Raw genomic sequence first — 12,573 nt, 5'->3', positions numbered from 1 at the left:
TAAAAGCATATTAATGTTCACTTATAGATAGCGGACTTAATATGCTTTTTTTTATTTGATTAGCCCCAACAAAATATATAATCAGATATAAAGGGCATTTATTACATAAATATAAAGATGAATAATAATGATAGGAGAGATTAAGTATGGCAAGAATATTAAAAACAGCTTACACATTTGATGATGTATTACTAGTACCAAACAAATCAGAGGTTTTACCAAATCAGGTTTCATTAAAAACTCAATTAACAAAAACAATAACATTAAACATACCGCTAATGAGTGCAAGTATGGATACAGTTACTGAATCTAAGATGGCAATTGCAATGGCTAGAGAAGGCGGAATCGGAATAATACACAAAAACATGACAATTGAAGATCAAGCAAAAGAAGTTGATAGAGTTAAGAGACAAGAAAATGGAGTAATCACAGATCCAATATTCTTAAATGAAGACCATACTGTAAGAGAAGCATTAGATTTAATGGCTCAATATAGAATCTCAGGTGTTCCAGTTACAAGAGGAACTCAATTAGTAGGAATTATAACTAACAGAGACATAGTATTCGAAACAAACTATGATAAAGAGATTTCAGAAGTTATGACTAAGAGTCCATTAGTAACAGCTTCAGAAGGAACAACATTAGAAGAAGCTTTAGAAATATTAAAGACTCATAAAATAGAAAAATTACCTTTAGTTGATTCAGAAAATAACCTAAAAGGGCTTATAACAATAAAAGATATAGAAAAAGTTAGGGCATATCCAAATGCAGCAAAAGATTCAAGAGGAAGACTTCTTTGTGGAGCATCAGTTGGAATTACTAATGATATGATGGAAAGAGTTGATGCTTTAGTTAAGGCACAGGTTGACGTTATTACATTAGATACAGCTCACGGTCACTCAAAAGGAGTTATTGAGGGTGTTAAAAAGATAAAAGCTAAATATCCTGAACTTCAAATAATTGCTGGAAATGTTGCTACTGCAGAGGCTACAAGAGATTTAGCAGAAGCTGGAGCTGACTGTATAAAAGTTGGTATTGGACCAGGATCAATCTGTACAACAAGAATAGTTGCTGGGGTAGGGGTTCCTCAATTAACTGCAGTTATGGATTGCGCTGAAGAAGGAAGAAAGTATGGAGTTCCAGTAATCGCTGATGGTGGACTTAAATATTCAGGAGATATAGTTAAGGCTTTAGCTGGTGGGGCTTGTGCTTGTATGATGGGATCAATGCTTGCTGGTTGTGATGAAGCACCAGGTGAAATGGAAATATATCAAGGAAGAAGCTATAAAGTTTATAGAGGAATGGGTTCTTTAGGAGCTATGGAAAAGGGTTCTTCGGATAGATATTTCCAAAATGGTACTAAGAAATTTGTTCCAGAAGGTGTTGAAGGAAGAGTTGCATATAAGGGTATGGTAGCTGAGACTTTATATCAATTAATTGGGGGAATAAGATCAGGTATGGGATACCTTGGGGCTCCAACTTTAGAAGATTTATATGAAAATGCAGGATTTGTTGTTCAAACTGCATCAGGGATAAGAGAAAGTCATCCACATGATATAAATATCACTAAAGAAGCACCAAATTATAGTGTTAGGGAATAGGTTAGATAGTTAATAATTAATAGTTTTGAGTTAATAATTAGATATGGAAACTCCTTTTTGGAGTTTCTGAGTTTAGGTTTTAACATTTTTGTTGAAAAATGTATAATTTTACGAGATAATTAAAGAAAAAACATTAGGAGGATTCTAATGAGTAGAGAATTAGTATTAATACTTGACTTTGGTGGTCAATATAATCAATTAATTGCAAGAAGAGTTAGAGAGTGTAATGTATATTGTGAGGTTCATCCTTATAATTTAAGCGTTGAAAAAATAAGAGAAATGAATCCAAAGGGAATCATTTTCACTGGAGGACCAAATAGTGTATATGGTGAAAATTCTCCTTTATGTGATAAAGCTATATTTGAATTAGGGATACCTGTACTTGGTATTTGCTATGGTTCACAACTTATGTCTCATGTACTTGGAGGAAAGGTTGCTACTGCTCCTGTAAGTGAGTATGGTAAGACAGAAGTTGCTGTTGATGTTGAATCAAAATTATTTGAAGGTGTTGCATCATCAACGATTTGTTGGATGAGCCATACTGATTATATAGAAAGAGCTCCAGAAGGATTCAAAATTATAGGTCATACTCCAGTTTGCCCAGTGGCTGCTATGGAATGTGAAGAAAAGAATCTTTATGCAGTTCAATTCCATCCAGAAGTTATGCATACTCAAGAAGGAACTAAGATGTTATCAAACTTTGTTTATAACATTTGTAAGTGTTCTGGGGATTGGAAAATGGATTCATTTGTTGAGAAGACAATTGAAGAAATAAGAGAAAAAGTAGGAGATGGTAAAGCATTATGTGCATTATCAGGTGGAGTTGATTCATCTGTTGCAGCTGTTTTATTATCAAAAGCTATTGGAAAGCAATTAACTTGTGTATTTGTTGACCATGGTCTACTTAGAAAAAATGAAGGTGATGAAGTAGAAGCTATATTTGGACCTGAAGGACAATATGACTTAAACTTTATCAGAGTTAATGCTCAAGAAAGATTCTATGAAGCTCTTGCTGGAGTAGAAGATCCAGAAACTAAGAGAAAAATCATAGGTGAAGAATTCATTAGAGTATTTGAAGAAGAAGCTAAGAAAATTGGAGCTGTGGACTTCTTAGTTCAAGGTACAATTTATCCAGATATAATTGAAAGTGGATTAGGGGATTCAGCTGTAATTAAGTCTCACCACAATGTTGGAGGACTTCCTGATTACGTTGATTTTAAAGAAATAATCGAACCATTAAGATTATTATTTAAAGATGAGGTTAGAAAGGCCGGTTTAGAGCTTAATATACCTGAACATTTAGTGTACAGACAACCATTCCCAGGTCCAGGACTTGGTATTAGAATTATTGGTGAAGTAACTGCTGAAAAGGTAAGAATAGTTCAAGATGCAGATGCCATTTACAGAGAAGAAATAGCTAAAGCTGGAATTGATAAAGAAATTGGTCAATATTTTGCAGCTTTAACTAATATGAGATCTGTAGGAGTTATGGGTGATGAAAGAACTTATGATTATGCAATTGCTTTAAGAGCTGTAACTACAAGTGACTTTATGACAGCAGAATCTGCTGATTTACCATGGGAAGTTCTTGGAAAAGTAACTACTAGAATAGTAAATGAAGTTAATGGTGTAAATAGAGTAATGTATGATTGTACAGGAAAGCCACCTGCAACTATTGAATTTGAATAATATAAATCACCGAGAAAGTCATAAATATGAACTTTCTTGGTGATATTTTTTTGTGGAGAAGTTTTTATCAATGAGTTGATATTGATTTTGCATAACGATTAATGAGATGCTCCATCAAATTTAAAGAGTTACCAAAAAAGTAATTCAAATTTTGATTTTCATGATCTATACCAGTAGAGCCATTTTCTATAATGAATGCAAGATCACTTTTCGTAGTGTAGCTACTATTTTCCGTAGCTGTAAAGGCAATAACTTTACCACCATAATGCTTACACTCTTCCATTTTTATTAAACCGTTTTTATTTTCACCTGATTGGGAAAATGTAATTAATGTATAAGGGGTTTGATCTGATACCAAACTGATTTCCACGCCATTTAAGTCAATAGCATAAATTCTTTTTAAAAGTAATTTACGATAAGTGTAATCAACTAATATTTGGCAAAATCCTTCACCAAACAAGTATATTTTTTTATTTGAGAAAGCATTATTAAAATAGCTATCTATTTGATCCCAATCTTGGTTTACCATCACAAAAGGTAATGTTTCTAATTGATTTGTCAATTTATATGATAATTCATTTGAAAGGAAAAAAATTAGCTCTTTGAAATTATTAAAGCCTGCTCTTTTTGCTAAACGACTGATTGAAGATTGAGAGGTGTAGTTCATTTGTGCAATAGTACGAATGTCGATTACAGATTTATTTTTAATTGCTTCAATAATGTTCTCGATTATTTTTTCATCTTCATTTCGAAAATTATTTTTAGGAAATAAACGATTTAAATAGTAAATTTTGGTCATAATCTCACGCTCCTGTGAAAGTATATTCAAAAAGTGAAAACGTAACCATGATAGTGTATAAGCATTGTTTGCGCTTTTTTTATATAATATACTATTAATATAAAGAAAGCAAATACAATTGTATGAATATAGTTTCTTTAATTACTCCGTTAAGATATTACCAAAAAATAGTTTAATAAAATTTAGAGTTTATCGATCTTTGAAAATTATATAAGTTTGGTTATTTTTGATTATCCGGATTATCAAAATCAAATTTGTATAGTTTATCGTAGTGACGATGAGGACATCTAATATTTGTTTTGTTCATTACTCGTTTCTTCTTTCGTATGGGATAAATACGTCTAGTTAAACTTATTGTATTTTCTAGAGTTAAGAAGAGTAATGCTAATATGATTTAATGAAAGAGGTAGATTATGAAAAAAGTAATTATCAACGCCGATGATTTTGGCTACTCTTCAGCAGTCAATCTAGGAATCATCAAATCTCATAAGGAAGGAATTCTGACCTCGACAACTTTAATGGCTAATATGCCAGGATGTGATGAAGCTATTACGCTTGCTAAGGAAAACCCATATCTTGGAGTGGGTGGTCATCTTGTTTTAACCTGTGGAAAACCATTAACCAAAGGGGCTTCACTAATAGATGAAAATGGAGACTTTTATAGCTTATCTGAATATAAAAAACATCGTAATGAAATTTGTGATGAAGAAATTTTTCAGGAGTGGTCCCATCAAATAGATTATTTAATGGATCACGGACTTAAGTTGACGCATTTGGATAGTCATCATCATGTTCATACATTTCCTGAAAATTTGAAGATAACTAAAAGAATTGCAGATAAATATCATTTGTGTTTTCGAAATGTTTTTGGGTTAGAAGAAAATATAGAGCTACCTGCTCAGAAGGGAATTAAAGGGTTTCTAGATTTGATGAACCATTCAGCTATTCGCGATTTAACGATATCTTTTGAAGAAAACCGAATAAAATGTTTCGAGGAAGTTCAAACAGTGCTTGATCAAGTTAAAGATAATTGGATAACAGAGCTGATGGTTCATCCAGCTTATGTAGATGAGATGCTGTATTTCAATTCTTCATTTAATATTCAACGGATGAAGGAAGTATCAATTTTGTGTGACTCACAAATGAAGCAACTATTTGAATGTAATCAGATTGTGACATGTAGTTATAAAAATATATAAATATTTATTGGGTAGAAACTTTTTTAGTTGGAATAATTAAATTAAAAATATTAAAAGGGAGAGACATATATGAAAGAGAAGTTTATTAAATCGGCCAGTGTTTTTTCAAAAGCGATTATTCAGCCAGTAATGTTTATGGCGGTGACCGGAATCATTTTGTCAGTTTGTGCAATTTTGAAACTAGAAATGATGCCAAATTTAACAAAAAATATTGGAGATTTTATCTTTAATATTTTATCTGGGGGGATGATTGGTCAGCTAAGTGCTATATTTTGTGTAGGGGTTGCCACAGCATTAGCAAAACCAAAGTATAAAACGGATGCGGCAATTTTAGGAATTATTACGTTTTTAATCTTTTTATACGCCAATAATTCTTGGTTAACAATTACGGATCGTTTGGCTGTTGCTGGTGAACAAGGGCTTTATGGGACTGGACAAGGAATGGTCTTTGGTATCCAAGTAACAGATATGGGAGTTTTTCTAGGAATTTCTTTAGGGGTGTTCGTCGGTTGGATGGTCAATAAATTCGGTGATATTAAGCTACACAGGTATTTGTCACCATATTCTGGTACAAAGTCTGTTTATATACTTATTGTATTTGCAACGATTCTGCTTGCAATAGGGATTACTTATGTTTGGCCAATCATTAACTCAGTAGTTGAAGCAGTAGTAAAAACAACTACAACTGCAGGATCAGTAGGTTTTTTCTTCTATGGGTTCTTAAATCGTTTACTTTTACCGTTAGGGTTGCACCACTTTTTATGGATGCCGATTTTTTATACCCCGCTTGGTGGTACCGCAGAAATTGCAGGTCAAGTATATAACGGTGCATTCAATATCTGGTTAGCAGAACTAGGGAATGTAAGTCAAATCACAACAATGCATCCATCGATAGGTTATTTATCAAACTTTGGTTCGATTTCTTTACCAATAGGTATTGCATTTGCGCTTTGGAAAACAGCACGTCCAGAAAATAGAAAGAAGGTTGCTACGATTCTAATTCCAACTGTAATTACAGCGTTCTTGGCTGGTGTTACTGAACCATTAGAATTTTTATTCTTGTTCTTATCACCCATTTTATGGTTGGCACATGCTGTAGTATATGGATTGAGTTTATTTATTACAAATTTAGTAGGGATTAATATCCAGTTTGATACAGGAATAAATATGATTATCAATAGTTTTGCATTTCCAACACGTTTAGGGCATCAATATTTAATTCCAGTAATCTTTATTGCAACTGCTGTTTTAGAATATTTTGTGTTCAAAAAATTAATTGTGAAATTAAATATTCCAACATTAGGTCGTGAAATAGATGAAGTTGTAAGTGAGCCAGTTACTGATTTGAGTGTAGGTGATCCTGATTCAGAGTTTGAACCACAAATTCAAAATATCGTTGCCGGCTTAGGTGGTGCAGATAATATTGAAAACATAATTAATTGCTACACAAGATTACGTGTTGATGTTAAAGATGAAGATAAAGTTAATATTAAAATATTAAAAGAAAATGTAAGGGCTTCTGGAATCGTTGATAAAGGTAAACACATACAAATAATCATTGGTATTGGTGTGGAACAAGAACGCGAAAAAGTTGAAGCTTATATGGAATATCTCAAAAAAGTACATGAATAAAATGAGGTTTAATTTTTAGAAATTGGAGGGAAGTAGAAAATGGGTAATAAATTTGTAATGGTTGGTGGCGGTTCTACGCAATCACCTGGTATTTTAGAAGTTTTAAGAAAGCGTGCAGAAGAATTAAACTTGAGCGATTTGGTTCTATATGATATTGATGAGGAAAGAGTTTCCTTGCTTGGTCAATATACCAAAATGTACTATAAAGAATTAGGATCTAAAGTAAATGTTACTTATACAACGAATATTGATGAAGCTTTAAAAGGTGCTAATTTCTTATTTATGCAAATTCGTCCCGGCTTGAATAAACAGCGAGCTATTGATGAAAAAATATGCTTAAATAATGGCGTTGTTGGTCAGGAAACTTGTGGCTTAGGTGGATTCTCTTTTGCTATGAGGGTAATACCAGCTGTTCTAGAAATTATAAAAAAGGTAAAAGAAATTTGTCCTAAAGCTTGGATTTTAAACTATACAAATCCAGAGGCCATTTTATCAGAAGCAATTTATCGTGAGTTTCCGGAAGCGAATGTTTTATGCATTTGTGATATGCCAATTTCAATTGAAGGGGCCATTGCAAAGTACTTTAATAAGGATCACCATGATTTAACATTTAAATACTTTGGATTGAATCATTTTGGTTGGTGGAGCAATGTATATGATGAAAAGGGTTTTGATTTATTACCGCAATTACGTGAAGATGTTCTTTCTGGTAAAATTGATACGCTTTTGATGTCAAATGATGAAACTGTTGGAGATCAGTATTGGGTGGATACTTATAAACAAATGATTAGCTTATTTAAACGTTTTCCGGAATATTTCCCTAATTGTTACTTGCAGTATTATTTAACACCAGATGAAATGGTGGCGCATGATGACGTTTCCTTTACTCGTGGAGATTATGTAATGCAAGGTAGGGAAAAACGTATTTATGATGAATGCCGTCGAGTGATTTCAGAAGGATCAGCTAAAGAATCTTCACTACATGCAGGCGTTCATGGCAATTATATTGTTGATATTGCTTATGCGATTATTCATAATACTAGAGAGCGATTTATAGTCAATAAAAAGAATCATGGTGCAATCTCAAATTTTGACTCAGAGGCGGTTGTTGAGACGCCAGCCTATATTGGTTCAATGGGAGCTGAAACCATTAATATTGGTGAGGTACCAGATTTCCAAAAAGGATTGATGGAAATGCAAAAAGCTTATGAAAAAATAACGGTTGAAGCAGCGTTATCTGGATCTTACCAAAAAGCTTTAGAAGCTGTAATGCTTAACAAAACAATACCTAATTATACTGTGGGTAAAAAAGTGTTAGATGAATTATACGCAGCTAATAAAGGTTTATGGCCTGAATTAAAGTAAGATATTATTTGAAATTTAATATAATAGTAAAAAAAACACTAGTAATGATTAATCATTACTAGTGTTTTAGGTTCATAAAAATAGTATTAACATATTTACTAATGAATACTTTACGGAGAATCAACTGATTTTCCATGTGAAGTACTTGAAAAATTAACAACTAGAATAGTAAATAAGGTTAAAGGTGTTAATCGCGTACTTTATGATTACATAGGAAAACCCTTAGTAGCTATTGAATTCGAATAATAAACAGAAATCTCGGGATGTTTTTATTGAGCATTCCGAGTTTTTTCATTGACAATATTAAAAGATATGGTAAAAACAATTAATTTGTGTTAAAATTTAACAATAGAGGTATGCTAAAATTTAATAATAGACATAATTTTTACTATGATAATTATAAAGCAGATAGGACAAAATCTTATCTGCTTTTTTAGAAAATTACTAGAAAAAAACTATGAAAAGTATTATTATAGTAAATGTTATGGCAATATATACCAATATCATTAATATAGTAGGAGGATGATATGAATAATAGAAAGGAATTTGATAAATTAAAAATAATGTCCTGTTTGATATTTATAGTTGTTGCAGTTGCATTAGGAATTAATAACGTAAGTGATAATAATATAGATAGTAGTGAAAGTGTAGAAGATGTAAATAATAAAGAAGTTTTATTAGCAAAATCTAAGAGCAGAGAAATGAATGATGCCTTTAGTTCAGATGCTGATAATTTGAAAAATGACGAAATTAAAAGATTACAAGATATATTAAATGATGAATTATTTATATTAGTAAATAAAAATAATAAGCTTGCTGTTGATTATGTGCCTAGTACTTTGGTAGATTCAGATATAGCTTTTGAAGAATACATTGATTGTAAGCAGTTAGATGAAAGGACAAACAATGCAGCAAAGGAAATGTTTAATGCAGCATTAAAAGATAATGTTAACCTTATAGCTATTTCAGGATATAGAAGTTATAGTGTGCAAGAGAATTTATATAATTCAAGAGTAGAAGCAAAAGGAATTGAAAAAACTAGACAATATACAGCTGATCCAGGAGCATCAGAACATCAGACGGGATTAGCAATTGATATAGTTTGTAATGATTATCCTTACTTAGATGAAGGGTTTGAAAATACTGATGCATTTAAATGGTTAATTAACAATTGTTATAAGTATGGTTTTATCCTTAGATATCAAAAAGGAAAGGAAGATATTACAGGATATAATTATGAACCATGGCATTTTAGATATATTGGAGATACTGATATAGCTAAAGATATTATGGAAAGAGGAATTTGCTTTGAGGAATTTATTGATGGAGTAAACTCTAAAATAGAAGAGATTCAGAGTATGGGTAATTAAATAAAAAGTATTTTATTAATATATTGATAATGATTTAAGTATATGGTTAAGAGAGGAATGAAAGGAGTACTGGTATGGGAAAAGATAAGATAGAAAAGAAAGATGAAGAAAAATTAGAAGAGTTTAAAACTATTGATGAAAAGAAATATAAAGATGACTATGATGAAGATGAGTATGAGTATGAGGGAGGAAATTCTAAAGCAAAAAAAGCTATAATAATTATAGTTATTTTAATCTTATCACTTTCAACTGTTGCCATTTTATGGGTAAATGGATATGAAATAGTTAATTTTGCTTTGAATAAGGTAAGTGAATCAAATAATGAAGTAGAAAACACAGAAGAAAGTATTGGTAATACAGAAGAAAATATTACGACTGAAGTTGTTGATATTAATACAATATATGATATGATTCATCGTATGGCAAATACTATAATAATAGCTGAGGACGGAAACATATGGGGAAAAGATGAAATAACTCAAGATAGCATAGATAAAGCTTTATATCAGCTAAATGGTAGAGATGAATATCTTGATACAGAATTAAAGAAATGGAAAGAATTAGATTTTTCTAATGGTGTAGAAGTTCATAATTATGTATGGACAAAACTTGGTGGAACTATAGGTAAGGCAAAAGCATTAGATGATCAAAGTATACAAACTATTGTTAATTATTTAAGTGAATAATCTAATTATATTTATGAATATAATATATATGTATTGATAAGAGTTAATAAGAAATATTTTATTAATTTCTATAAAAAATAATGAATTTATGGTGTAAGATTACAAAAATGAATTTAAGTATTGAAAAAAACGGAAAGCAATATCGATTAATGTCATAAAAAGGGTTAATTAATTTACCTTTCATTTGTTAGCATAAGATAAATTATGATATAATAAAAAGTGTTAAAAATACCACAATATTCGGAGGAAAAATTATGAAAAATGGTTTAAGTTTAGATTTATCAAAAGTTCAACCATATGCATCTTTGACTGAATTAGATAAGATGGAAGGTATGGTTAATTATGCTCACAAAACTGTTCACGAAGGAACTGGCTTTGGAAATGATTTCTTGGGTTGGTTAGATCTTCCTGTAAATTACGATAAAGAGGAATTTGCAAGAATTAAGGTTGCAGCTAATAAAATTAAAGAAAATTCTGATGTATTAATAGTTATTGGTATTGGTGGATCATATTTAGGTGCAAGAGCTGCTATAGAAGGATTAACAAATAACTTTTATAATATGTTACCAAACAATGCAAGAAAGACACCTAAGGTGTTCTTCGTAGGAAACAATATAAGTTCAACATATATTAGTGATTTATTTGAAGCTATTGAAGGATTAGATGTTTCTGTTAATGTTATATCTAAATCTGGTACAACTACTGAACCAGCTATAGCTTTCAGAATATTTAAAGACTTCATGGAAAAGAAATATGGAGTTGATGGAGCTAAGGAAAGAATATTTGCTACTACTGATAAAGAAAGAGGAGCATTAAAAGGATTAGCTGACACTATGGGTTATGAAACATTCGTAGTTCCTGATGATGTTGGTGGAAGATTCTCAGTATTAACAGCTGTTGGTTTATTACCAATTGCAGTTGCTGGAATTAATATAGATGAATTAATGCAAGGAGCTGCTGATGCTAGAGAAAAATACTCTAATCCATCATTAAAAGAAAATGATTGTTATCAATATGCAGTAATGAGAAATGCATTATACAATAAAGGAAAAAATGTAGAAGTTTTAGTTAACTATGAACCTTCATTACACTATTTTAATGAATGGTGGAAACAATTATATGGAGAATCAGAAGGTAAGGATCAAAAGGGTATATTCCCAGCAGCTGTTGACTTCTCAACAGACTTACATTCAATGGGACAATTCATTCAAGATGGTAGCAGAATAATGTTTGAAACAGTTCTTAATGTGGAGAAAGCTGCAAAAGAACTTACTATAGAAGAAGCTGAAGGAAATGTTGATGGATTAAACTTCTTAGCAGGTAAGACAGTTGATTTCGTTAATAAACAAGCATTCAAAGGGACATTATTAGCTCACTGTGATGGTGGAGTTCCTAACATGATTTTAAATATTCCAGAATTAACACCATATTACTTTGGACAATTAGTTTACTTCTTCGAAAAAGCTTGTGCAATCAGTGGATATCTTTTAGGAATTAATCCATTTGACCAACCAGGTGTTGAAGCATACAAGAAGAATATGTTTGCTTTACTTGGTAAGCCAGGATTCGAAGATTTAAAAGCTGAACTAGAAGAAAGACTTAAGTAAGCCTCCAAATTTTATATTTGGCAAGGCGAATTTACTCCTTTGTCCATAGGAAAAGGAGTTTCTTTTAGGTATATAATAAATGAAGATTATTGTTGATGGAGATGCCTGTCCTGGTATCTCCATTATTGTAAATATAGCAAAGAAATATGGGTTAGAGCTTATAATATATTGTGATATTAATCATTATATAAATGTAGGCTATGGTGAAGTTAGAATTGTGGATAGTGGCTTTCAGAGTGTTGATATGAAAGTTGTAAATGAATGTTTAAATAATGATATTGTAATCTCTCAAGATTATGGTGTAGCCGCTATTTGTTTAGGGAAAAAAGCTAGTGCAATTAGTCCAAAGGGATATATTTATACTAATGAAAATATAGGTGCTATGCTTGAACAAAGGCATTTATCTCAAAAGATAAGAAGAGGTGGTGGAAAGACACCTAATGCAAAGAAAAGGTCTTCAGAAGATGACGATAGATTACGAAAAAATTTATTATATTTAATAAAAAGAAAAAATATAGAATAAACTGTAGAAAAATATCTATAGTTGTTCTTTTTTTTATACTTTCATAGACAAATTTCAGTTTTTATTTCAAAGGGTAAAGAGTATAATTTAAATAGAAAATTA

The 12,573-nt window shown here is 31.1% G+C and carries 11 protein-coding genes; 10 read left to right on the top strand and 1 reads right to left on the bottom strand.

The window, feature by feature from the left end; translation table 11 throughout:
- Positions 1-146 precede the first annotated feature (146 nt).
- Together guaB and guaA are read left to right on the top strand one after the other, a co-directional pair.
- Positions 147-1,601: an IMP dehydrogenase gene (gene guaB, locus I4V63_RS12240; protein WP_196001531.1), complete on the top strand. Its 1,455-nt coding sequence runs from the start codon at positions 147-149 to the stop codon at positions 1,599-1,601.
- A gap of 147 nt (positions 1,602-1,748) precedes the next feature.
- Positions 1,749-3,290: a glutamine-hydrolyzing GMP synthase gene (gene guaA / locus I4V63_RS12235; RefSeq protein WP_196001530.1), complete on the top strand. Its 1,542-nt coding sequence runs from the start codon at positions 1,749-1,751 to the stop codon at positions 3,288-3,290.
- 67 nt (positions 3,291-3,357) lie between these two features.
- On the opposite strand, the gene I4V63_RS12230 is transcribed toward guaA, so the two are convergent.
- Complete coding sequence (locus I4V63_RS12230) at positions 3,358-4,089, bottom strand: MurR/RpiR family transcriptional regulator (protein WP_196001529.1); 732 nt, start codon at positions 4,087-4,089, stop codon at positions 3,358-3,360.
- A 413-nt stretch (positions 4,090-4,502) separates the two neighbouring features.
- Between I4V63_RS12230 and I4V63_RS12225 the strand changes: the two genes are divergently transcribed.
- From I4V63_RS12225 to I4V63_RS12190, 8 genes are all read left to right on the top strand, one after another.
- Positions 4,503-5,288, top strand: coding sequence for a carbohydrate deacetylase (locus I4V63_RS12225; RefSeq protein WP_196001528.1), 786 nt, complete (start codon positions 4,503-4,505; stop codon positions 5,286-5,288).
- 69 nt (positions 5,289-5,357) lie between these two features.
- Entirely contained in the window at positions 5,358-6,920 is a 1,563-nt protein-coding gene (locus I4V63_RS12220; protein WP_196001527.1) for a PTS transporter subunit EIIC, read from the top strand.
- Between the two features lie 39 nt (positions 6,921-6,959).
- The gene (locus I4V63_RS12215) at positions 6,960-8,285 is read left to right on the top strand and encodes a 6-phospho-alpha-glucosidase (protein WP_196001526.1); all 1,326 of its coding nucleotides are present in this window, start codon (positions 6,960-6,962) and stop codon (positions 8,283-8,285) included.
- A gap of 105 nt (positions 8,286-8,390) precedes the next feature.
- Positions 8,391-8,531, top strand: a complete 141-nt coding sequence (locus I4V63_RS15820; RefSeq protein WP_196001555.1) for a hypothetical protein — start codon at positions 8,391-8,393, stop codon at positions 8,529-8,531.
- Between the two features lie 281 nt (positions 8,532-8,812).
- A complete protein-coding gene (locus I4V63_RS12205) occupies positions 8,813-9,655 on the top strand; it encodes a M15 family metallopeptidase (protein ID WP_196001525.1) in 843 nt (280 codons plus the stop codon).
- A gap of 74 nt (positions 9,656-9,729) precedes the next feature.
- Positions 9,730-10,341: a DUF6241 domain-containing protein gene (locus I4V63_RS12200; RefSeq protein ID WP_196001524.1), complete on the top strand. Its 612-nt coding sequence runs from the start codon at positions 9,730-9,732 to the stop codon at positions 10,339-10,341.
- Positions 10,342-10,595: 254 nt separating this feature from the next.
- Positions 10,596-11,948, top strand: coding sequence for a glucose-6-phosphate isomerase (locus tag I4V63_RS12195; RefSeq protein WP_196001523.1), 1,353 nt, complete (start codon positions 10,596-10,598; stop codon positions 11,946-11,948).
- A 79-nt stretch (positions 11,949-12,027) separates the two neighbouring features.
- A complete protein-coding gene (locus I4V63_RS12190; protein ID WP_196001522.1) occupies positions 12,028-12,471 on the top strand; it encodes a YaiI/YqxD family protein in 444 nt (147 codons plus the stop codon).
- Positions 12,472-12,573: the final 102 nt, after the last annotated feature.

Origin of the sequence: Clostridium sp. 1001271B_151109_B4, assembly GCF_015670405.1 — a bacterium.
GTDB lineage: Bacteria > Bacillota > Clostridia > Clostridiales > Clostridiaceae > Clostridium.
Note: the sequence above shows the minus strand (reverse complement) of the source record. Positions and strands in the feature narration are given on the sequence as shown.

Coding starts and splice junctions, on each gene's coding strand:
- guaB (WP_196001531.1), top strand. CDS start 147: ATGGCAAGAATATTAAAAACAGCTTACACATTTGATGATGTATTACTA.
- guaA (WP_196001530.1), top strand. CDS start 1,749: ATGAGTAGAGAATTAGTATTAATACTTGACTTTGGTGGTCAATATAAT.
- I4V63_RS12230 (WP_196001529.1), bottom strand. CDS start 4,089: ATGACCAAAATTTACTATTTAAATCGTTTATTTCCTAAAAATAATTTT.
- I4V63_RS12225 (WP_196001528.1), top strand. CDS start 4,503: ATGAAAAAAGTAATTATCAACGCCGATGATTTTGGCTACTCTTCAGCA.
- I4V63_RS12220 (WP_196001527.1), top strand. CDS start 5,358: ATGAAAGAGAAGTTTATTAAATCGGCCAGTGTTTTTTCAAAAGCGATT.
- I4V63_RS12215 (WP_196001526.1), top strand. CDS start 6,960: ATGGGTAATAAATTTGTAATGGTTGGTGGCGGTTCTACGCAATCACCT.
- I4V63_RS12205 (WP_196001525.1), top strand. CDS start 8,813: ATGAATAATAGAAAGGAATTTGATAAATTAAAAATAATGTCCTGTTTG.
- I4V63_RS12200 (WP_196001524.1), top strand. CDS start 9,730: ATGGGAAAAGATAAGATAGAAAAGAAAGATGAAGAAAAATTAGAAGAG.
- I4V63_RS12195 (WP_196001523.1), top strand. CDS start 10,596: ATGAAAAATGGTTTAAGTTTAGATTTATCAAAAGTTCAACCATATGCA.
- I4V63_RS12190 (WP_196001522.1), top strand. CDS start 12,028: ATGAAGATTATTGTTGATGGAGATGCCTGTCCTGGTATCTCCATTATT.